Source organism: Streptomyces actuosus (assembly GCF_016921115.1).
GTDB classification, from domain to species: domain Bacteria; phylum Actinomycetota; class Actinomycetes; order Streptomycetales; family Streptomycetaceae; genus Streptomyces; species Streptomyces actuosus_A.
The window spans coordinates 1-19,643 of record NZ_JAFFZS010000009.1; the positions used below are offsets into that span (position 1 = coordinate 1).

At 73.9% G+C, this 19,643-nt stretch carries 19 protein-coding genes; 8 read left to right on the forward strand and 11 right to left on the reverse strand.

Annotated elements, in window-relative coordinates; all coding sequences use genetic code 11:
* Positions 1-549 precede the first annotated feature (549 nt).
* Positions 550-1,293: a hypothetical protein gene (locus JS756_RS13815; protein WP_205383385.1), complete on the reverse strand. Its 744-nt coding sequence runs from the start codon at positions 1,291-1,293 to the stop codon at positions 550-552.
* Positions 1,294-1,507: 214 nt separating this feature from the next.
* On the opposite strand from JS756_RS13815, the gene JS756_RS13820 reads away from it, so the two are divergent.
* Genes JS756_RS13820 through JS756_RS13830 form a run of 3 tightly spaced genes read left to right on the forward strand, consistent with a single transcriptional unit; the run spans position 1,508 to position 4,578 of the window.
* Positions 1,508-2,797: a magnesium transporter MgtE N-terminal domain-containing protein gene (locus JS756_RS13820; protein ID WP_205383386.1), complete on the forward strand. Its 1,290-nt coding sequence runs from the start codon at positions 1,508-1,510 to the stop codon at positions 2,795-2,797.
* Entirely contained in the window at positions 2,787-3,401 is a 615-nt protein-coding gene (locus tag JS756_RS13825; protein ID WP_205383387.1) for a DUF1003 domain-containing protein, read from the forward strand. The genes JS756_RS13820 and JS756_RS13825 overlap by 11 nt, the downstream gene beginning before the upstream one ends.
* 43 nt (positions 3,402-3,444) lie before the next feature.
* On the forward strand, positions 3,445-4,578 hold the full coding sequence (locus JS756_RS13830) for an Mrp/NBP35 family ATP-binding protein (RefSeq protein WP_205383388.1): 1,134 nt from the start codon (positions 3,445-3,447) through the stop codon (positions 4,576-4,578).
* A 309-nt stretch (positions 4,579-4,887) separates the two neighbouring features.
* Here JS756_RS13830 and JS756_RS13835 read toward each other — a convergent pair whose 3' ends face one another.
* The 5 genes from JS756_RS13835 to sigE form a co-directional block, all read right to left on the reverse strand.
* Positions 4,888-5,598, reverse strand: a complete 711-nt coding sequence (locus tag JS756_RS13835) for a hypothetical protein (RefSeq protein ID WP_205383389.1) — start codon at positions 5,596-5,598, stop codon at positions 4,888-4,890.
* A 190-nt stretch (positions 5,599-5,788) separates the two neighbouring features.
* A complete protein-coding gene (locus tag JS756_RS13840) occupies positions 5,789-6,226 on the reverse strand; it encodes a sec-independent translocase (protein WP_205383390.1) in 438 nt (145 codons plus the stop codon).
* Positions 6,227-6,419: 193 nt separating this feature from the next.
* Positions 6,420-8,291 (reverse strand): trypsin-like peptidase domain-containing protein, encoded by a 1,872-nt coding sequence (locus JS756_RS13845; protein ID WP_205383391.1) that lies wholly within the window; start codon positions 8,289-8,291, stop codon positions 6,420-6,422.
* Positions 8,292-8,426: 135 nt separating this feature from the next.
* Positions 8,427-9,398 (reverse strand): anti-sigma factor family protein, encoded by a 972-nt coding sequence (locus JS756_RS13850; protein WP_205383392.1) that lies wholly within the window; start codon positions 9,396-9,398, stop codon positions 8,427-8,429.
* The gene (gene sigE, locus JS756_RS13855; protein ID WP_205383393.1) at positions 9,395-10,162 is read right to left on the reverse strand and encodes an RNA polymerase sigma factor SigE; all 768 of its coding nucleotides are present in this window, start codon (positions 10,160-10,162) and stop codon (positions 9,395-9,397) included. Before sigE ends, JS756_RS13850 begins: the two co-directional genes overlap by 4 nt.
* A 163-nt stretch (positions 10,163-10,325) precedes the next feature.
* Here sigE and JS756_RS13860 point away from each other — a divergent pair, with 163 nt between their 5' ends.
* Positions 10,326-11,024 carry an O-methyltransferase gene (locus tag JS756_RS13860; protein WP_307790652.1) on the forward strand — a complete coding sequence of 233 codons (699 nt, stop codon included), beginning with the start codon at positions 10,326-10,328 and terminating at the stop codon, positions 11,022-11,024.
* A gap of 814 nt (positions 11,025-11,838) precedes the next feature.
* Here the strand turns inward: JS756_RS13860 and JS756_RS13865 are convergent.
* Complete coding sequence (locus JS756_RS13865) at positions 11,839-12,006, reverse strand: DUF3117 domain-containing protein (RefSeq protein ID WP_003966491.1); 168 nt, start codon at positions 12,004-12,006, stop codon at positions 11,839-11,841.
* Positions 12,007-12,372: 366 nt separating this feature from the next.
* On the opposite strand from JS756_RS13865, the gene chcB reads away from it, so the two are divergent.
* Positions 12,373-13,176, forward strand: a complete 804-nt coding sequence (chcB, locus tag JS756_RS13870; protein WP_205383394.1) for a 2-cyclohexenylcarbonyl CoA isomerase — start codon at positions 12,373-12,375, stop codon at positions 13,174-13,176.
* 17 nt (positions 13,177-13,193) lie between these two features.
* Here the strand turns inward: chcB and JS756_RS13875 are convergent, their stop codons facing one another.
* The gene (locus JS756_RS13875; RefSeq protein ID WP_205383395.1) at positions 13,194-13,781 is read right to left on the reverse strand and encodes a DNA-3-methyladenine glycosylase I; all 588 of its coding nucleotides are present in this window, start codon (positions 13,779-13,781) and stop codon (positions 13,194-13,196) included.
* On the reverse strand, positions 13,778-14,134 hold the full coding sequence (locus JS756_RS13880) for a DivIVA domain-containing protein (protein ID WP_205383396.1): 357 nt from the start codon (positions 14,132-14,134) through the stop codon (positions 13,778-13,780). The genes JS756_RS13875 and JS756_RS13880 overlap by 4 nt, the downstream gene beginning before the upstream one ends.
* Positions 14,135-14,261: 127 nt before the next feature.
* On the opposite strand from JS756_RS13880, the gene folP reads away from it, so the two are divergent.
* Positions 14,262-15,122 (forward strand): dihydropteroate synthase, encoded by an 861-nt coding sequence (gene folP / locus JS756_RS13885; protein WP_205383397.1) that lies wholly within the window; start codon positions 14,262-14,264, stop codon positions 15,120-15,122.
* A gap of 208 nt (positions 15,123-15,330) precedes the next feature.
* On the opposite strand, the gene JS756_RS13890 is transcribed toward folP, so the two are convergent.
* Together JS756_RS13890 and dapE are read right to left on the reverse strand one after the other, a co-directional pair.
* Complete coding sequence (locus JS756_RS13890; protein ID WP_205383398.1) at positions 15,331-16,089, reverse strand: LOG family protein; 759 nt, start codon at positions 16,087-16,089, stop codon at positions 15,331-15,333.
* Positions 16,090-16,328: 239 nt separating this feature from the next.
* Entirely contained in the window at positions 16,329-17,408 is a 1,080-nt protein-coding gene (gene dapE / locus JS756_RS13895; RefSeq protein ID WP_205383399.1) for a succinyl-diaminopimelate desuccinylase, read from the reverse strand.
* Positions 17,409-17,555: 147 nt separating this feature from the next.
* Here dapE and JS756_RS13900 point away from each other — a divergent pair, with 147 nt between their 5' ends.
* A complete protein-coding gene (locus JS756_RS13900; protein ID WP_438817314.1) occupies positions 17,556-18,698 on the forward strand; it encodes a VldE C-terminal domain-containing protein in 1,143 nt (380 codons plus the stop codon).
* Positions 18,699-19,033: 335 nt separating this feature from the next.
* The gene (locus tag JS756_RS13905) at positions 19,034-19,483 is read left to right on the forward strand and encodes an ATP-binding protein (protein WP_205383400.1); all 450 of its coding nucleotides are present in this window, start codon (positions 19,034-19,036) and stop codon (positions 19,481-19,483) included.
* Positions 19,484-19,643: the final 160 nt, after the last annotated feature.

The following is a 19,643-nucleotide window of genomic DNA, read 5'->3' on the forward strand; positions in this document are numbered from 1 at the left end:
GCGCCGGCCTGAGCCTCTACCACGTCGTCCGCGAGCTGCAGACACTCCTCGCGACCTGGACCGGCGCCTGCCCCACCTGCCACCGCGACATACCCACCCACACACCAACCTGACCAAGCACTACTAGTGCCGCGGCAGGCAACGTTCGCCCGTCAAGGAGCGGCGTCCGGTGCGTGCTCTCGGTGTGCCGGCCGGAAGCCCTCGTACCGGGATGTACTCGGGCTTTCGTCCGGTGCAGCGAGAGTGGGTGCCGGGCGTCGCGACGGGGCGAACGTTGCCTGGTGCGGCACTAGCTTGCTCCTCGCGGCTCCTCGCAGCTCCTCGCTCCTTGCGACGTCGGGTGTCCGCCCGGCCTGCGGACGGCGCCGCCGTCGCGACCCGCCCGCCGTCGCGACCCGCCCGTCGTCGCGACACGCCCGCCGTCGCGACACGCCCCGCCGCCCGACCCGGTCCGGCCGGCGCCGGGACCCGACGGATCACCCCGCGCGAGCCCGGCGGCGCTCCGGCGTGCGGAGCCCGGCGTCGAAGTGGCCGGGCAGGGGCCGCAGGTCAGGCGTTCGGCAGCTGCTTGCCGTAGTCCACGGTGTCGTCCGGAGCCGGCTGCTCGATGGTGAAGTCCTTGCCCCAGTCGGAGAAGACCAGCGTCCCGGCCCCACTCCCGCGGACCAGGCGCAGCGGGTAGGGCCGGCCCTCCAGGGAGACGTCGAGGGTGCCCCCGGAGCCCTGGTCGCCGGTGATGCGGATGGTGCGGACGCCGGACTGCTCGTGGTGGCCGTCGGTGGCGAGGGTGCCGTGCAGGGTCAGCAGACCGTCGAGGAGGACGTCCTTGTCGGTGAACCCGCTGAACCGCTGGTACGCCGGGTCGGACCGGGGCACCTTGACGTACTTGCCCTCCAGCTTGTCGGCGGCGGCGGAGTCCGCGCTGCCGCCCTTGCCGTCCTCGTGGGTCCAGAAGTCCGCGCCTGCCTTCAGGTACAGGTGCTCGCCGACCCGCAGCAACTGGAAGGACTCCCCGTCCGAGGTGACCGAGCCGGAGCCGCCTCCGGACGTGAGGCGCATGTCGAGCTCGTAGGTGTGCGCGCCGGCGGCCACGGTGCCCGACAGGTGCACGGCGGTGCCGGAGGCCGCGGCCTGCCTGGTCCTGCTCTGGATCTGCCCCGCCGTCAACTTCCCGACCCCGTTGGTGCCCGCGTCCGGGTCCCCTCCGCATCCCGTCGCTCCCGCGGCGACCAGGGCGCACAGTGCGCCGGCCAGCGCAGCCCGACGGATACGGCCCAGGGAAATCACGGTCACAGGCGCAGCTGCCTTTCGGGTGGGGTCCACGGCGGCGTACGGCAGCGTACCGGTGCCGCCCGGCCGATACGGAGTCAGCACGTCCGGACCCCTCACCAGGGCGGACCCGATCGGGACGGGCTAGCCTGAAGCCCGACACGGCGGGCAATCGAGAAATGGCACACCAGGAACGCGACGCAGCAGGAAGCCCTCCGCACGAAAAGGAACGACCACCATGGCAGCCGGTGCCCCGCGGATCTTCGTCTCGCACCTCTCCGGCGTCGCCGTCTTCGATCCCAACGGCGACCAGGTGGGCCGCGTGCGCGACCTGGTCGTCATGCTCCGTGTGAGGCGGCGCCCGCCGCGGCTGCTCGGCCTGGTCGTCGAACTGTCCACGCGCCGCCGCATCTTCCTGCCGATGACCCGGGTCACCGGCATCGAGTCCGGCCAGGTCATCACCACCGGCGTGCTCAACGTCCGCCGCTTCGAGCAGCGGCCCACCGAGCGTCTCGTCTTCGGCGAGCTGCTCGACCGGCGCGTCACGCTGGAGGAAACGGGCGAGGAGGTCACCGTCCTGGACCTGTCGGTGCAGCAGCTGCCCGCCCGCCGCGACTGGGAGATCGACCGGATCTTCGTCCGCAAGGGGAGGAAGTCCGGACCGCTCAGGCGCAGCAAGGGGGAGACGATCACCGTCGAGTGGTCCCAGGTGACCGGCTTCTCGCTGGAGGAGCAGGGGCAGGGCGCCGAGAGCCTCCTCGCCACCTTCGAGCAGCTGCGCCCCGCCGACCTCGCCAACGTCCTGCACCATCTGTCCGCCAAGCGGCGCGCCGAGGTCGCCGCCGCCCTCGACGACGACCGCCTCGCCGACGTGCTGGAGGAGCTCCCGGAGGACGACCAGATCGAGATCCTCGGCAAGCTGAAGGAGGAGCGCGCCGCGGACGTCCTGGAGGCGATGGACCCCGACGACGCCGCCGACCTGCTCAGCGAGCTGCCCGAGGACGAGCAGGAGCGGCTGCTGAGCCTGATGCAGCCGGCCGACGCGGCCGACATGCGGCGCCTGATGTCGTACGAGGAGCACACCGCGGGCGGCCTGATGACGACCGAGCCGATCGTGCTGCGCCCCGACTCCACCGTCGCCGACGCGCTCGCCCGGGTCCGCAACGCCGACCTGTCCCCCGCGCTCGCCGCGCAGGTCTACGTGTGCCGGCCGCCCGACGAGACGCCGACCGGCAAGTACCTGGGCACGGTCCACTTCCAGCGCCTGCTGCGCGACCCGCCCTACACCCTGGTCTCCTCCCTGGTCGACCAGGACCTGCAGCCCCTCTCCCCGGACGACGCGCTGCCGGTCGTCGCCGGGTTCTTCGCCACGTACGACATGGTCGCGGCGCCCGTCGTCGACGAGTCGGGCTCCCTGCTGGGCGCGGTGACGGTCGACGACGTGCTGGACCACATGCTGCCCGACGACTGGCGCGAGACGGAGTTCCACCTCGACGAGGGCCAGGGGGTGGCGCCGCATGGCACCTGAGCGCGACGGCGGCCGGGAGGCCGCGCGGGAACGGAGCCCGGCCGGGGCCACCGCCGCCGGCCGGCCCCGCACCCGGCTCGACCAGCCGCGGTCGCCGCGGCGCCGGCTGCTGCCCGAGTGGGACCCTGAGGCCTTCGGCCGGCTCTCCGAGAAGATCGCCCGCTTCCTCGGCACGGGACGGTTCATCGTCTGGATGACCGTCGCCATCGTGCTGTGGGTGCTGTGGAACATCGCCGCGCCCCGCGACCTGCGCTTCGACCAGTACCCGTTCATCTTCCTGACGCTGATGCTGTCCCTCCAGGCCTCGTACGCGGCCCCGCTGATCCTGCTCGCGCAGAACCGGCAGGACGACCGCGACCGGGTCAACCTCGAACAGGACCGCAAGCAGAACGAACGCTCCATCGCCGACACCGAGTACCTCACCCGGGAGATCGCCGCCCTGCGCATCGGGCTCGGCGAGGTCGCCACCCGGGACTGGATCCGCTCCGAGCTCCAGGACCTGCTGAGAGACCTGGAAGGGCGGCACAACGGCCACCACGAGCCGGACGGATTCCACACAGTCCCGGCAGAACGGTCGCCGGGACGTGACGCAGAAGACCGCTGACGGGCTTTCCGGGGCACGGCTACCGAGCCGTACCATCGACCCTATGGCTAGCGAAGACGCGGTGCGCGAGGCACTGGCGACGGTGAACGACCCCGAGATCAACCGACCCATCACCGAGCTCGGGATGGTCAAATCGGTGGAGATCGGCGAGGACGGAGCGGTCGCGGTCACCGTGTACCTGACGGTCTCCGGCTGCCCCATGCGCGACACGATCACCCAGCGCGTCACTGACGCGGTCTCCCGGGTCGAGGGCGTCACCCGCGTGGACGTCACGCTCGACGTGATGAGCGACGAGCAGCGCAAGGAGCTGGCGGCGGCGCTGCGCGGCGGCCAGACCGAGCGCGAGGTCCCCTTCGCCAAGCCGGGCAGTCTCACCCGCGTCTACGCGGTCGCGTCCGGCAAGGGCGGCGTCGGCAAGTCGTCGGTGACGGTGAACCTGGCCGCGGCCATGGCGGCCGACGGCCTGAAGGTCGGCGTCGTCGACGCCGACATCTACGGCCACAGCGTGCCGCGCATGCTCGGCGCGGACGGCCGTCCCACCCAGGTCGAGAACATGATCATGCCGCCGTCGGCGAACGGTGTGAAGGTCATCTCCATCGGCATGTTCACCCCGGGCAACGCCCCGGTCGTCTGGCGCGGCCCGATGCTCCACCGTGCCCTCCAGCAGTTCCTGGCGGACGTCTACTGGGGCGACCTCGACGTGCTTCTGCTGGACCTCCCGCCCGGCACCGGCGACATCGCCATCTCCGTGGCGCAGCTGGTCCCCAACGCCGAGATCCTGGTCGTGACGACCCCGCAGCAGGCCGCCGCGGAGGTCGCCGAGCGGGCGGGCTCCATCGCCGTGCAGACCCACCAGAAGATCGTCGGCGTCGTCGAGAACATGTCCGGCCTGCCCTGCCCGCACTGCGGTGAGATGGTCGACGTCTTCGGCACCGGTGGCGGCCAGGTCGTCGCCGACGGCCTGACGCGCACCACGGGCGCGTCGGTGCCGGTCCTCGGCTCCATCCCGATCGACGTCCGCCTGCGCGAGGGCGGTGACGAGGGCAAGCCGGTCGTGCTGACGGACCCGGACTCGCCCGCGGGATCCGCCCTGCGGGCGATCGCGGGCAAGCTGGGCGGACGGCAGCGGGGCCTGTCGGGCCTGTCCCTGGGGATCACCCCGAAGAACAAGTTCTGATCAGGACGGGCCCGGTCCCTGCGGTTCGGCGGCGCCTCGAAGCGGCGCGGGGAACCGGGCGACCTGCCACGACGGCACCGCGGGCGACGGATGCCGTGTCGCGGTGCGTCCGGCGCGGAGCGCTCGGCCCCGCCGTACCCCGGTCGGGACGGACGGGTTCCGGTCCGCGTCGTTCCGGGGCGGCGCGCCCCTGCGGGCGCCGGGCCCCGGCGCCCGGGATGCCGCCCGGGGTGTCGCCCGGCCCGCAGCCGGGCCAGGGCCTCGGCCGGTACGGGAAAGGGGCGCCGCGACCGATCGGCGCCCCCGGTGTCATGCGTAGGCCGCGATGTCCTTGATCTGGGCGAAGCCCAGGCCGTAAGCGCTCATGCCTCTGCCATAGGCGCCGATGAGCACGCCCTGCCGGGTCGCCCCGGCGAGCACCCAGCCGAACTCGGACTCGCGGTAGTGGAACGGCGTCGGCACGCCGTCCACCGGCAGGGACAGCATCGACCAGTCCGAGCCGTCGAGGTCGTCGGCCAGCGCCCACGCCGTCTCCGTCTGCTGCTCCAGCCAGTCGTCCCGCAGACTGTGGTCCATCTGGCCCGGCCAGGTGAAGGACAGCAGCCCCACCCCGGCGAGCCACGCCGCCGAGGAGACCGTCGTGGCCTCCAGCAGCCCCGTGCCGTCGGCGCTGCGCCGGGACGGGTTCGCCGCGACGGTCACCACGACCGCGAACCGCTCCCGCTCCTCCGCCGTCGCCTCGGTGCGTACGGAGGGTTCGTCGCCGTGCCCGATGGACCCGTGCTCGACGGCCCCGTCGGCCGCCGTACCGACCTGCATCAGCCAGCGCGGCCCCGTGAACGCCTCGTCGAGGCCGTACCACGGGAAGGGCGCTCTCAGGTAGCCGTCGACCGTGCGCCGGGCGGAGGGGACCTGTTGTCCGCCCTCCGCGTCCGGCGCCTGCGCGACAGCCCCACTCGTCGTCTCCATGTGCCCGGACGCCTCCTCGCTCTCGTCGGACCGGCGCGGCCCGCCCCCCATCGGGCGTACTCCTCCGGTCCGCACAACAACTCGGCAGCATATCGACCCTGCTCCGGGCAGCACGGAAACCGCCCGGCGCGCGGGGCGTCCGGGCGGCGCGTTCAGGCCGTGCGAGGCTGCCGGAAGGTATGAAACACGTCACGTGGGGCGGGGGGTGCGCCCCGGTCCACGACTGCTGCGCGGTCCCGGCTCAGGTGGCGTCCGCGTCGAACGGGGGGCGATCGTCCTTGGCGGGGGCCTCGGGCTTCTTGGTCATGTCGACGCGCCCGGCCGAAGGGCCGGCGGCGGACGCCGGTGCCTCCGCTTCGCGGCTGTGGACGGCATCCGTGACCTCGGCCATCTCCTTCTTCAGGTCGAAGCCGTTGCGGATCTCCTTCAGCCCCAGCTCTTCGTTGTCCAGCTGCTTGCGGATGAAGGTCTTGGGGTTGAGGTCCTCGAACTCGAAGTCCTTGAACTCCGGGCCCAGCTCGCTGCGGATGTCCTGCTTGGCACTCTCGGAGAACTCGCGGATCTTCCGGATCGTGCGGGTCACGTCCTGGATGACCTTCGGAAGCTTGTCCGGACCGAAGACGAGCACGGCGAGGACAACGAGCGTGACCACCTCGAGCGGTCCTATGTCATTGAACACCTGAAGCTCCTTGGATGTCCTCGGCCGCATCCACGGTACCTGTCGTATCGGTGCACCCGGTACCGTCCCGAGGTGTGGGCGTGGGCGTGGCCGGACGGTTTTCCGCGTTTTTTGCCGAGGGCCGGGCGGGTGCAGGGCGGCGGCCGGGCGGGAGGCCCGCCGGCGGCGTTCTCGTCGGTCCGCGGCGGGCCCGTCAGCCGCCGCCGGACGATCCGAGCGTCAGGGAGACCTTTCGCTGCCGGCCGCCGCGTTCCAGGGTGAGCTCCAGGCGGTCGCCGGGGCGGTGGGCGCGGGTCTTGACGATGAGTTCCTCACCCGAGTGGACGCGCTGGCCGTCGACGGACGTGATGACGTCGCCCGGCTCGATGCCCGCCCGGTCCCCGGGGCCGCCGGTACTGACGGCGGGCCCGCCGTTGCTCCCCCGGTCGTCGACGCGGGCGCCGTCACCGCTGTAGTCCAGGTCGAGGGTGATGCCGATGACGGGGTGCGTGGCCCTGCCGGTGTCGATCAGTTCCTCTGCGACGCGCTTGCCCTGGTTGATGGGGATGGCGAAGCCGAGCCCGATGGAACCGGCCTGCCCGCCGTCGCTGTCGGAACCGCCGTCGGCGGAGCGGATGGCGGAGTTGATGCCGATGACACGGGCCCGGGAGTCGAGGAGGGGGCCGCCGGAGTTGCCGGGGTTGATGGGCGCGTCGGTCTGCAGCGCGTCGACGTAGGACACGTCGCTGCCGTCGCCCTTTTCGCCGCCCGCCGTGATGGGCCGTTCCCTGGCGCTGATGATGCCGGAGGTGACGGTGCCCTCCAGGTCGAAGGGGGCGCCGATGGCCACGACGGGGTCCCCGACCCGGACGTTGTCGGAGTTGCCGAGCGGCAGCGGCCGCAGGCCCTTGACGCCGGTGACCTTGACGACGGCGAGGTCGTAGCCGGCGTCGCGGCCGACGACCTCGGCGTCGGCGGTCTGCCCGCCGTTGAAGACGACGGTTATGACGCCGTCGCCACCGGCCGGTTCGACGACGTGGTTGTTGGTGAGGATGTGGCCCCGGGTGTCGAGCACGAATCCGGTGCCGGTGCCCGCCGACTCGGAGCCGCTGACGTGCAGGGTCACCACGCTGGGCAGGGCCCGTGCGGCGATGCCCGCCACACTGTCCGGGGCCCGCCCGGCGGGTTCCTTCCCGGCCTGCGGCAGCTCGATGCCGCCCACGCCGCCGTTGCGCTCCAGGTACACCCCCACGGCCCCGCCGACGAGGCCGGACACCAGCGCGAGCGCGAGCGCCGCGCCCACGACTCCCCCGCGCCGGCGCCGGCGTCGGCGCTGCTCGTTCTCGGCGCCGGCCCCGTTGTGCTGCAGCGGCGCGCTCCGCGCGACCGCCCACGGGTCGTAGCGGCGCCAGGGGTCCGTCGGGGCGCCGGGGGCGTGCTCGGTCGAGGGCGACGCCCCGGGCGCCGTGGAGGCTGCCGCCGCCGGGGAGGCCGGGGCCGCTCCTGCCGGGGTGCCGGGGACGGGGGGCTGCCCCACGGAGGCGTCGGGGCCGAACGGCTGCCCCGCGGACGCGGCAGGGCCGGGGAGGGGGCCCGCGGGGACGACCGGACCGGAGACGACCGGACCCGCGGGGACGACCGGGCCGGGGCCCGGTGCCGCGGGCGGGAGGGACTCGTGCGCCGGGGGTACGGGCAGCGGTGTGCCGTGGGCCGGGGTCGCCGCGGGGTGCTGCACGGGCGGGGCGGGCGCCCAGGGGCCCGGCTCACCGTAGGGCGGGGTGTTGTAGGGGTCGGGGTCGTGCAGGGGCACGGAACGCTCGGCGGACGCCTCGGAGACCACCTCGGAGGCCGCCTGCGCGGGTGCGGCGGCGGCGACCGGTTCCCCGCCCGCGGGCCCGTCAGCGCCGGACGGGCCCTCCAGCAGGAAGTCCCCGTCCGTTCCGTCGACGGATCGGCCGTCGGCGCCCGTGGGGCGCTCCAGGGCGTAGTCGCCCTCGGCCCGGCCGCCCGCCGTCGCCGGTTCCGGGGCCGACTCGGTGTACCCGGTGCCGGTCGGCGGGTCCTGCGTGGGCTTCCCCTCGTTCATGCTCTCCCCACAGCTGGCCGCGGCACGGCGGCGTCGGCGCCGGCCGCGGATCGTCCGTGCCGCGCCCGACTGCGTGACGGGGGCGCGGCTCACCCGGGGATTCAACCAGGTTCGCGGCCCCCCGCGCAGGGCCGGTCAGCGGGGGGAGGCGGCGGACGACGACGCCGTCGAGGAGGGCTGAGGCGCGGCGAGCAGACGGGGCGTGGCGACGTCCGGCGCCCCGGTCCGGTCGGCCAGGGGGATCGGCGCGTTCACCTCCAGCGGGCGTATGAGCGGGGACATGGCGGCGGCACCCACCATCACCGGGGTCGTGAGCGTCGGTACGACGTCCTGCCGTCCCACGGGCGGGGGGATGCCGGGCAGCAGCGGCGCGGACACCGCGGTGGACGCCGCCGGCGCCTGCCCGAGGCCACGGCCCTGACCGGTCTGGTTGAGCAGGGGGCCGACCCGGCGGCGCTGGCTCTCGGGTGCCGTGGCCGACCCGGTGCCCTGGGGGCGGGCCGGGAGGACACTGCTGCCGGTGCCGCGCGCGTCGGCGTCGGCCGGGGCGCCGGAGGTCACGCCGCCGAGCGCGAGCGCGGCGAGCGACACCGCTCCCGCGGCGGCGAAGGCGAACCTGAGTCCGCGGGAGGACGGGCGGTCGCCCTCGCCCCGGCCGACGGGGTGCACGCGGAATCCGCGGTCACCGGACACGGGCGGGAGGACGGAACCGGGCGGCCCGGCGGAGGCGAGGTCGAAGTCGAAGGGGGACCGGCCGTCACCCCTCGTCCCGAACGGCCCGGGGACCACGGCCCCCGGGGGGCGTCTACCGAAGGCGGAGCCGGCCAGCCCGCCGCCGCCCAGCGGCGTGTCGCCGTCGTCAGGACCACCTCCCGCGGGCAGTCCCTGGAGGCGGGCCAGGAAGCTCTCGGACGGAGGCGGCGGGGCCATCTCCGCGAAGACGTTCTTCAGCCGACGCTGGGCGTCCACCTCCGCCTTGCACTTCGGGCAGGTGGCCACGTGCGCCAGTACGCGCTCGCGCGCGTCATGACCGAGCTCGCCGTCCACGAGGGCGGAGAGTCGGTCTCCCAGGTGCTGCTCTGCCGGGTCAGGACGTGATCCACTCACGCGGTCGCGCCCCCTCCCCCCAGCGCCGGCACCGGGGCCATCAGCGAGCGGCGCTCGCGGGCCTGGGGCGAACGGTGGGCCAGGGCCTTGCGCAGCTGCGAGCGACCGCGGTGGATGCGGGAGCGGACCGTGCCGAGCTTCACGCCGAGCGTCGCGGCGATCTCCTCGTACGACAGCCCCTCGATGTCGCACAGGACGACCGCGGCACGGAACTCGGGCGCGAGGGTGTCCAGGGCCTGCTGCACGTCGGCGTCGAAGTGGGCGTCGTGGAAGAGCTGCTGGGGCGTCGGCTCCTTGCTCGCCAGCCGCTCCGCCGCGTCCTCGCCGAGGGCGTCGAAGCGGATGCGCTGCTTGCGGCGGACCATGTCGAGGAACAGGTTGGTGGTGATGCGGTGCAGCCAGCCCTCGAACGTGCCCGGACTGTAGGTGGACAGGGAGCGGAAGACGCGGACGAAGACCTCCTGGGTGAGGTCTTCGGCGTCGTGCTGGTTGCCGGTGAGGCGGTAGGCGAGCCGGTACACCCGGCCACTGTGCGTGCTGACGATCTCCTCCCAGGTGGGCGGAGTCCACGCCGGGCCGTCCGCGTCGGTGGAGAAGGTCGCGGTCCGGTCGTGGGCGGCGGCGTGGCCGTGGTCAGCGGTGTCGTTCACGGATGTCGGCCTGCCCGCCGACCCGAGAAAGCGCCGCAGCGCTCGCCCCCGGTCTCCGGGCGCAGCCGCACCTCCCCTGTCAGCTCTGGTGGTGTCCAGTGGAGCCCCTACCATAGCCACCTCGCCCGTTAGGACCGGATAAGCGGTTTCACGAGAATTTGATCTGGGCTGATACGCCTCATACGGCTGCGTCAGCACTTGCTCGGCGCCTCGCCCCTTTTCGTGATCCAACCGTGTCCCCCCGTCCTTGCCACCACCCCTCTAAACGCCTGGTCCCATCTGCGGGTTCCCGGCGCCAACGGATACAGTCACGCCGAAGCAACCATGGGGACAGGAGAGGGCCATTACCGGCAACCGGCAGACGAGCTGGGCGTTCGCCGACGCCTATGTCGCCGAGGACGAAGCGCTGCGCTGGGCCCGCGACCGGGCCCGCGAGGCAGGGCTGCGCTCGGTGACGCCCGGCACGGGCGCCGCACTGGGGTTGCTCGCCGCCACCGTGGACGCGAAGGCCGTCGCGGAGATCGGCACCGGTTGCGGCGTCTCCGGGATCCACCTGCTGCACGGGATGCGTCCGGACGGCGTACTGACCACCGTGGACCCCGAGCCGGAGCACCAGCAGTTCGCCCGGCAGGCCTTCCGCGCCGCGGGTTTCGCCAGCAATCGGGCCCGGTTCATCCCCGGCCGCGCCCTGGACGTGCTGCCCCGGCTGGCCGACGCCGGATACGACCTCGTCTTCTGCGACGGCGACCGTCTGGAGCTGCTGGACTATCTAGCCGAATCGTTGCGTCTGCTGCGCACGGGCGGCCTCGTCGTCTTCGAAGGGGTCTTCGCCGCCGGCCGCACGGTGGACTCCGGACCGCAGCCGACCGAGGTCATACGCATCCGGGAGCTGCTGCGGGCGGTACGCGAGAGCCAGGATCTGGTCCCGTCGCTGCTGCCGGTCGGCGACGGCCTCCTGTGCGCGGTCAAGCGCTGACGACCCCACCCCGCGAACGACGGCACGGCCCCCTCCCCGGCCCCGCCACAGGCGGCGGGCAGCGGGGTCGGACCCCACGGGCACGCCCGACCCCGCCGGAGACGGACGATCCGGCCCTCGAAAGCGCTGCCGGCCCGGACCCCACGGAGGACCGAAGGTCCGGCCTCACCAAGAACCGACGCCCCGGCCCCACGGAGGACCGAGAGTCCGGCCCCACGGAAGTCGTACAGCCCGGCCCCACGGAGGACCGAGAGTCCGGCCCCACGAAGAACCGACGCCCCGGCCCCACGGAGGACCGAGAGTCCGGCCCCACGGAAGTCGTACAGCCCGGCCCCACAGAGGACCGAGAGTCCGGCCCCACGAAGAACCGACGCCCCGGCCCCACGGAGGACCGAGAGTCCGGCCCCACGAAGAACCGACGCCCCGGCCCCACGGAGGACCGAGAGTCCGGCCCCACGGAAGTCGTACGGCCCGGCCGCCCACACGCTCCGGCCGCACGCGCACACCTGCGCACGCAGACAGTCGGACGGCCCGGCCCCGCGAAGAACGGACGGCTCGGCTCCGCCGGAGGGGGACGCCTCGGCTCCCCGAGCGGTGGACACGAGCGGCGGGCCGGCGGGAACGACCGGTGGACGGGCGCGGCAGCGGACAGGGCCGGCGGGAACGCCCCGTGGAAGGGAACGGCGGCGAGCATTGCCTGCGGGAACGTGCCTCCAGGAGGCCCTCTCTGCAGGGCTCACCGAAACAGTCGCCCCGGTACCGCATGCGGTACCGGGGCGACTGAAAGGGTTGAAAGGGTCTGGTCGCTCGCGCGTCAGCCGACGACCTTCTTGAGGGCGTCGCCGAGGGCATCGGCCTCGTCAGGGGTCAGCTCGACGACGAGTCGACCGCCGCCTTCGAGCGGAACGCGCATGACGATGCCCCGCCCCTCCTTGGTCACCTCGAGCGGGCCATCGCCCGTCCGCGGCTTCATGGCCGCCATGCTCGTTCCCCTTCCTGAAACCAGCTCATCGCCACAGCCGACGGCCCCTGAAGGGCACGCGCTGTCCCGGGTGCAGAAGAACCCCGGACACGCGACACCGGCATCGAACACATTGCTTCCAAGCCATTATCCCGCATCTCAGGACCCGATGACCAACATCGGTCGGCATCGCTTGGGCAACGCGCGCGAGCAAAACCACCCAATTCGGCGATGTGGCTGCGATACTGCGCCGCCGCGTCGCTTTTTCGCCCTTTGACGCAGGTCACACGACCGACCCGGCCCGCCGTCCCCGATCTCCGCCATGCTGTCCTTCGTACCCACGGCGTACCGTCCGGTACGCCGCTGCTCGACACCGGAGGGAACACCATGGCCGACACCGTGCTCTACGAGGTGAACGACGGGCTCGCGACCATCACGCTGAACCGCCCCGAGGCGATGAACGCGCTGAACGTCGCGACCAAGGTCGCCCTCCGGGACGCGGCCGAGTCAGCGGCGGGCGACGACGCCGTCCGGGCGGTGCTGCTGACCGCGGCAGGCGACCGGGCGTTCTGCGTGGGCCAGGACCTCAAGGAGCACATCGGGCTGCTGGTGGCCGACCGGGAGACCGGTTCGAGGCAGACGATGAGCACCGTCCGCGAGCACTACAACCCCATCGTGCGGGCGCTCACCGAGGCGCCGAAGCCGGTGGTCGCGGCGGTGAACGGGGTCGCGGCGGGCGCGGGCTTCGGGTTCGCGCTCGCGGCCGACCACCGGATCGTGGCGGACACGGCCGGTTTCAACACGTCCTTCGCGGGCGTGGCCCTGACCGCCGACTCGGGCATCTCCTGGACGCTGCCGCGGGTCATCGGCCCCGGCCGCGCCGCCGACCTGCTGCTCTTCCCGCGCAGCATCACCGCGCAGGAGGCGTTCGAGCTGGGTATCGCCAACCGCGTGGTGCCGGCCGCCGACCTGCGGACGGAGGCCGAGGCGGTGGCCCGTGCGCTGGCGGAGGGGCCGACGGTGGCGTACGCGGCGCTGAAGGAGGCCATGGCCTACGGGCTGACCCACTCCCTGGCGGAGACCCTGGAGAAGGAGGACGAGCTCCAGACCCGCGCGGGCTCCTCCGAGGACCACGCCATCGCCGTGCAGGCCTTCGTGAACAAGGAGAAGCCGAAGTACCTCGGCCGGTGAGGTGATCGGCGCCGGTCTCAGGGGCGGCGGCGTGCGACGCAGGTGCCGAGGTGGTCGTCGACCAGCCCGCAGGCCTGCATCAGGGCGTACGCCGTCGTCGGGCCGACGAAGCGCAGGCCCCGCTGTTTCAGGGCCTTGGACAGGGCCGTCGACTCGGCGGTGACCGCGGGCACGTCGGCGAGGGACCGCGGGACCGGGCGGGCGGCCGGGTCGGGGGCGTGGGACCAGATCAGCCGGTCCAGTTCCCCCGGCTCCCAGGCGGCGAGCACCCGCGCGTTGGCGAGCGTGGCGTCGATCTTGGCGCGGTTGCGGATGATCCCGGCGTCGGCGAGCAGCCGCTCGCGGTCGACGTCGGCGAACTCGGCGACCGCGGCGATCTCGAAGCCGGCGAAGGCGGCGCGGAAGCCGGGGCGGCGGCGCAGGATGGTGATCCACGACAGCCCGGACTGGAACGCCTCCAGGGACAGGCGCTCGAACAGGGCGTCGTCGCCGTGGACCGGGCGGCCCCACTCCTCGTCGTGGTACGCGACGTAGTCCGGCGTGGACAGGGCCCACGGGCAGCGCAGGACGCCGTCCGGGCCGGCGAGGGCGGTGCCGTCGCTCACTGCTGGTCCTCCCGCCGTTCGTCCTGCGGGGGCTGCTGCGCGGCGGCGGTCCGGGCGCCCGCCAGCGCGGACTCCAGGTCGGCGATGCGGGCGTCGCGCTCGGCGAGTTCGGCGGCGACGCGGTCCAGGGCGTCGTCGACGTCGGCCATGCGGTAGCCGCGGACGGCGAGCGGGAAGCGGAGGTGGTCGATGTCCGCGCGGTCGACGGGCCGGTCGGGGGGCAGCGGGTCGTGCAGCCGCTCGGGTGCCGCCTCGGGCAGCGGACCTGTGCCCTCGCCGCCGCCGACCACGGCGAGCATCACCGCGGCGGCCACGACGGCGAGCGCGACGACCAGGAACAGGAACATAACCATCGCTGCATCCCCACGGTTGGTGTGCTCGGCGTCCGGAGTGTGTCAGGGTCCGATCGTGCCATGCGGCGCAGGCGGCTAGGGTCGCAGGCGGTGGAAGACCGGGACGGACTGGGAGAGGTCACAGGGGATGCTCAGGCTGGGCAGGCGTGAATTCGGCGCGCACGAGCCGGTGATCATGGCGATCGTGAACCGGACCCCGGACTCCTTCTACGACGGTGGGGCCACCTTCCGCGACGAGCCCGCGCTGGCCCGGGTGGAGCAGGCGGTGGCCGAGGGCGCGGCGATCATCGACATCGGCGGGGTGAAGGCCGGTCCGGGCGAGGAGGTGACCGCCGAGGAGGAGGCGCGGCGCACCGTCGGCTTCGTGGCGGAGGTGCGGCGCCGGTTCCCCGACGTGGTCATCAGCGTGGACACCTGGCGGGCCGAGGTCGGGGAGGCGGTCTGCGAGGCGGGCGCGGATCTCCTGAACGACGCGTGGGGCGGGGTGGACCCGCGGCTGGCGGAGGTCGCCGCGCGCCGCGGGGTGGGTCTGGTGTGCACGCACGCCGGCGGCGCCGAGCCGCGCACCCGCCCGCACCGGGTGGAGTACGACGACGTCATGGCCGACATCCTGCGGGTGACGGTGGGTCTGGCGGAGCGCGCGGTGGCGCTGGGCGTACCGCGGGAGTCGGTGCTGATCGACCCCGGGCACGATTTCGGCAAGAACACGCGGCACAGCCTGGAGGCGACGCGCCGGCTCGGCGAGATGGTCGACACCGGCTGGCCGGTGCTGGTGTCGCTGTCCAACAAGGACTTCGTCGGCGAGACGCTGGACAAGCCGGTCAAGGAGCGGGTGCTGGGCACACTGGCGACGACGGCGGTGTCGGCGTGGCTCGGGGCGCAGGTGTACCGCGTCCACGAGGTGGCGGAGACGCGGCAGGTCCTGGACATGGTGGCGTCGATCGCGGGACACCGCCCGCCCGCGGTGGCGCGGCGGGGCCTGGCCTGACGCCGACGGGCGCCCGGGAGGCCCCCGGGGTCCGGGGCGGGCCCGGTGGGGTCCGGGCCGTGCCCCGCCCCGTCGGCGAGGGGGCCGGCTCCTCAGCCGTCCGGACCGGTCGGACGAGCGGGTGGACGACGGAGGTCACGGCGTCGCGGGAATCAGAATCAGGGGACGCAGGCGTGCGGGGGCGCGTTCCGTCGGCCGTGGGGCCGGTTCAGCGGCCCGCCTCCTTGGACACCAGGGCCAGGGCCTCCTCCACGTCGTCCGTGACGTGGAAGAGCAGCAGGTCCTTCTCCGTGGCCTTCCCCTGGGCCACCAGCGTGTTCGTGAGCCAGTCGATCAGGCCGCCCCAGTAGGCGCTACCGAAGAGGACGATGGGGAAGCGGGTGACCTTCTGGGTCTGGACGAGGGTGAGGGCCTCGAAGAGTTCGTCGAGGGTGCCGAGTCCGCCGGGCAGGACGACGAACCCCTGCGCGTACTTGACGAACATCATCTTCCGCACGAAGAAGTAGCGGAAGTTCAGGCCGATGTCGACGTAGGGGTTCAGCCCCTGCTCGAAGGGCAGCTCGATGCCGAGGCCCACCGAGATGCCGCCCGCCTCGGACGCGCCCTTGTTCGCCGCCTCCATGGCGCCCGGTCCGCCGCCCGTGATGACGGCGAAGCCCGCCTGCACCAGCCCGCGGCCGAGCCGCACCCCGGCGTCGTACTCCGGGGTGTCGGCGGGTGTGCGCGCGGAGCCGAACACGCTGATCGCCGCGGGCAGTTCGGCGAGCGTGCCGAAGCCCTCGATGAACTCCGACTGGATGCGCAGCACCCGCCAGGGATCGGTGTGGACCCAGTCCGACGGGCCGCCCGCGTCCAGCAGCCGCTGGTCCGTGGTGCTCGCCGTCACCTGGCCGCGCCGCCGGAGGACCGGTCCCAGGCGCTGCTCGTCCGGCGGCGTCTTCTTGCCCTCGGGGTTGCCGGTAGCCATGTACGCGCTCCCTCCGTCGTGCCGACTTTCCACCTCAGCGTAGATCCACGGCGGTTACGGACAGAGGATGTGAGCATGTCCGCCACCGGGGCCGGTCGGGAACGTCCCGTCCGGCCGCCCTCCGCCACGCGGCCGGAACGCCCGCGACGGGCCACTCGGGCCGGCACCCCGAACCCGCCCCGGACGCCCGGCCCCTGCCCCCGGACGCGGCCGGCGAACCGGCCGTAGGGCCCGTTCCGTCAGCCGGTGAGCCAGTCGCTCAGCCGCTCCTCCGCCGCGAGGATCTTCGCCGTCTCGACGCGCTCGTCCCGCCGGTGCGCCAGGTGCGGGTTGCCCGGACCGTAGTTGACCGCGGGGACACCGAGCGCGGAGAACCGGGAGACGTCCGTCCAGCCGTACTTGGGCTGCGGGGTGCCGCCGACCGCCTCGATGAAGGCGGCGGCGGCCGGATGGGACAGCCCGGGCAGGGCGGCGCCGCTGTGGTCGTCGACGACGAACTCCTCCACCCCGCAGTCCGCGAAGACCTCGCGCACGTGTGCGATCGCCTCCTGCTCGGTGCGGTCGGGCGCGTAGCGGAAGTTGACCGTGACCACGCACGCGTCGGGGATGACGTTGCCCGCCACGCCCCCGGAGATGCCGACCGCGTTGAGGCCCTCCCGGTACTCCAGGCCGTCGATGACCGGGTACCGCGGCTCGTACGCCGCCAGCCGCGCGAGGATGGGCGCCGCCGCGTGGATGGCGTTGGAGCCCATCCAGCTGCGCGCGGAGTGGGCCCGCTCGCCGCCGGTCCGCAGCAGCACCCGCAGGGTGCCCTGGCAGCCGCCCTCGACCTGCCCGTCCGACGGCTCCAGCAGCACCGCGAAGTCGCCCGCCAGCCAGTCGGGGTGCGCCTCGGCGACGTGCCGGAGCCCGTTGAGCTCGGCGGCGACCTCCTCGTTGTCGTAGAAGACGAACGTCAGGTCGCGGTTGGGGGCCGGGACGGTGGCCGCGATGCGCAGCTGCACGGCGACGCCGGACTTCATGTCGCAGGTGCCGCAGCCCCACAGGACGCCCTCGTCGTCGAGGCGGGAGGGGACGTTGTCGGCGATCGGCACGGTGTCGATGTGGCCGGCGAGGATCACGCGCTCGGCCCGGCCGAGGTGGGTGCGCGCGACGACGTTGTTGCCGTACCGGTCCACCGTCAGGTGGGGCAGGGCGCGCACCGCGGCCTCGATCGCGTCCGCGAGCGGCTTCTCGGCGCCGCTCTCGGAGGCGAAGTCGACGAGCTGCGCGGTCAGCTCCGCGGCGTCCAGCGTGAGGTCAAGCGGGGTGTCGGCCATGCCCGCGACCCTATCCCCCCGCGACGGCGGGAGCGCTGCGCGAACCCGGGCTCCGGGCCCTGGGCGCCCGCTTCCGGTCCGGGTCCCGGCACGGGGCCCCCGCCTCCGGACTCCCCAGTTCCGGAGGCCTCCAGTACCTTGTACCGCGTGCCAGAGCCGTCCCCCACACCTCACGCGTCACCGGCGCCCGCGGCCCCGCCCGCGGCCTCCGGACGCCGCCGGCGCCTGCTCCGGCTCGGCGCCGGGCTGGTCGCGCTGGGCGCGGTCGCGGGTTACCTCACGGTGCAGTACGTGACCGGGGGCGGGGGCTCGCCGGGCTGCCGGGTCGTCTCCGCGTCGGGCGGCGCGGCGTCGTACGCCTTCACGCCGGAGCAGGCGGTGAACGCCGCGACGATCGCGGCCGTCGGCACCGGCCGCAACCTGCCCGAGCGGGCGGTGACGATCGCGCTGGCGACGGCGTTGCAGGAGTCCGGACTGCGCAACATCGACCACGGCGACCGGGACTCGCTGGGCCTGTTCCAGCAGCGGCCCTCGCAGGGCTGGGGCACCCCGCGGCAGATCATGGACCCGACGTACGCCGCGGGCGCCTTCTACCAGCACCTGGTGAAGGTCCCCGGCTACACCGGGCTGCCGCTCACGGTCGCCGCGCAGCGCGTGCAGCGCAGCGGCTACCCGGAGGCGTACGCCAAGCACGAGTCGGACGCGTCGCTGCTGGCCGCCGCCCTGACGGGACGCTCCGCGGCCACGCTGACCTGCGGGGGCCGCAAGGACACGAGGCCGGGCGCGGGGCCCGACGGGGTGCGCGCGGCGCTCGTGCGGGACTTCGGGCGCGACGCGTTCGAGGTGGCCGGCGCGGAGGTGGGCGACCGGGCCGCGGCGACGTCCTCGCCGGCCGGCTCCCGGGCGGGCGAGGCGCCCCACTCGTCCGATTCGCCCGGATCGTCGGACGGTTCAAAGTCCGCGGCATCCGTCACACCCCGCGGCTCGGCGGATGCCGGGGGACGGACGGTGACCGTGCCGGTGGCCGAGGCGGGCCCGGACGGGCGGGCCGGGCAGCGGTCGGCACGGGAGCGGGGCTGGCAGCTCGCACACTGGGCGGTGGCCAACGCCTCCGCCCTGCACATCGAACGCGTCTCCTACGCAGGCCGGGAGTGGGTCGCCGGCACGACCGACGGCCGGTGGCGCGGCGCCGCCGGTTCCGGTTCGGGTTCGGCGCCCGACTCCGGGTCCACCTCCGGGGCCGGGTCCGGGCGGGACGGGGACGCGGTGCGGATCGTCGCCGGGCAGTAGGACCGGCCGCGCAGCAGTACGGTCCCTCACCCTGACGGGTCATGCGGGGCCGGTCGAGGGTCGTGCGGGCAGGTTTTCGCGCACTCACCCCCGCCTCCACCGAATCCCTTGGAAACACCGGGCTGTAAGGATTCGGCGGACCTTCCCACCGGGCGCCTTTTGCCCGTTTATATCCGCAGGTGATTATGCGACGCATTGCCCATTCTTTACATTGCTCCGCCGCAACCTTCGCGGTCCTCGAGCGGTAGTCACTGCGTCCGGACCCGATGATCGGCTGCTTCAACTGCCAGGCATCGCCGGACAGTTCACCGTTTCTCTCCCGTCGAAGGAGCATCATGACCCTCCCCCTGACCCGCCGGATCGCCCGTGCCGCGCTGCTCGTCGCAGCGGGAGCGGCTGCCGGGGTCGGTGCGGCCGGCTCCGCCGGTGCGGCCCCTGCTCTTCCCGCGACCCCGGACCTCGGCGGACTGACCGCCCTGGACGCCGCCGGCGCCGGCGCCACCGCGGACGGCGCGGTGCAGAGCGCCACCGGCCTCGCGGGCGGCACCGGCGGCAAGGCGGTCGAGCAGACGGTGCCGGCCGCGGGCATGACCGGCGGCAAGGCCGTCCGGAAGGCGACGCCCGCGGCGCAGAAGGCCGCCGGTGAGGCCGCCGGCTCCGCCAGCCGGATGCTCGGCGACACCACGTCCACCGTGACGAAGGGCGGGCTGCCGGCGGACGGGCTGCCCAAGGGCGCCGGGGCCGCCCAGTCCCTGCCCCTGAAGGGCCTGCCGCTGGGCGGCTGACGCCCCCTGTCCCCGCACGCCGACGGGGCCCAGGTCCACCACCTGGGCCCCGTCGTCACGTCCGCGGCCGGCCGGAGGACCGGCGGCACGGTCACCGAGCGGCGGGCGGCGGGCGGCGGGCGGCGGGCGGCGGGCGGACGGTGACCTGCGGGCACCCAAC

What these genes read in the sequence shown, in the direction of transcription:
- chcB (WP_205383394.1), top strand. Translation starts at nt 12,373, where the DNA reads ATGGCCGACACCGTGCTCTACGAGGTGAACGACGGGCTCGCGACCATC.
- JS756_RS13845 (WP_205383391.1), bottom strand. Translation starts at nt 8,291, where the DNA reads ATGAACGAGGGGAAGCCCACGCAGGACCCGCCGACCGGCACCGGGTAC.
- dapE (WP_205383399.1), bottom strand. Translation starts at nt 17,408, where the DNA reads ATGGCCGACACCCCGCTTGACCTCACGCTGGACGCCGCGGAGCTGACC.
- JS756_RS13890 (WP_205383398.1), bottom strand. Translation starts at nt 16,089, where the DNA reads ATGGCTACCGGCAACCCCGAGGGCAAGAAGACGCCGCCGGACGAGCAG.
- folP (WP_205383397.1), top strand. Translation starts at nt 14,262, where the DNA reads ATGCTCAGGCTGGGCAGGCGTGAATTCGGCGCGCACGAGCCGGTGATC.
- JS756_RS13825 (WP_205383387.1), top strand. Translation starts at nt 2,787, where the DNA reads ATGGCACCTGAGCGCGACGGCGGCCGGGAGGCCGCGCGGGAACGGAGC.
- JS756_RS13905 (WP_205383400.1), top strand. Translation starts at nt 19,034, where the DNA reads ATGACCCTCCCCCTGACCCGCCGGATCGCCCGTGCCGCGCTGCTCGTC.
- sigE (WP_205383393.1), bottom strand. Translation starts at nt 10,162, where the DNA reads ATGGTAGGGGCTCCACTGGACACCACCAGAGCTGACAGGGGAGGTGCG.
- JS756_RS13820 (WP_205383386.1), top strand. Translation starts at nt 1,508, where the DNA reads ATGGCAGCCGGTGCCCCGCGGATCTTCGTCTCGCACCTCTCCGGCGTC.
- JS756_RS13830 (WP_205383388.1), top strand. Translation starts at nt 3,445, where the DNA reads ATGGCTAGCGAAGACGCGGTGCGCGAGGCACTGGCGACGGTGAACGAC.
- JS756_RS13880 (WP_205383396.1), bottom strand. Translation starts at nt 14,134, where the DNA reads ATGGTTATGTTCCTGTTCCTGGTCGTCGCGCTCGCCGTCGTGGCCGCC.
- JS756_RS13835 (WP_205383389.1), bottom strand. Translation starts at nt 5,598, where the DNA reads ATGGGGGGCGGGCCGCGCCGGTCCGACGAGAGCGAGGAGGCGTCCGGG.
- JS756_RS13865 (WP_003966491.1), bottom strand. Translation starts at nt 12,006, where the DNA reads ATGGCGGCCATGAAGCCGCGGACGGGCGATGGCCCGCTCGAGGTGACC.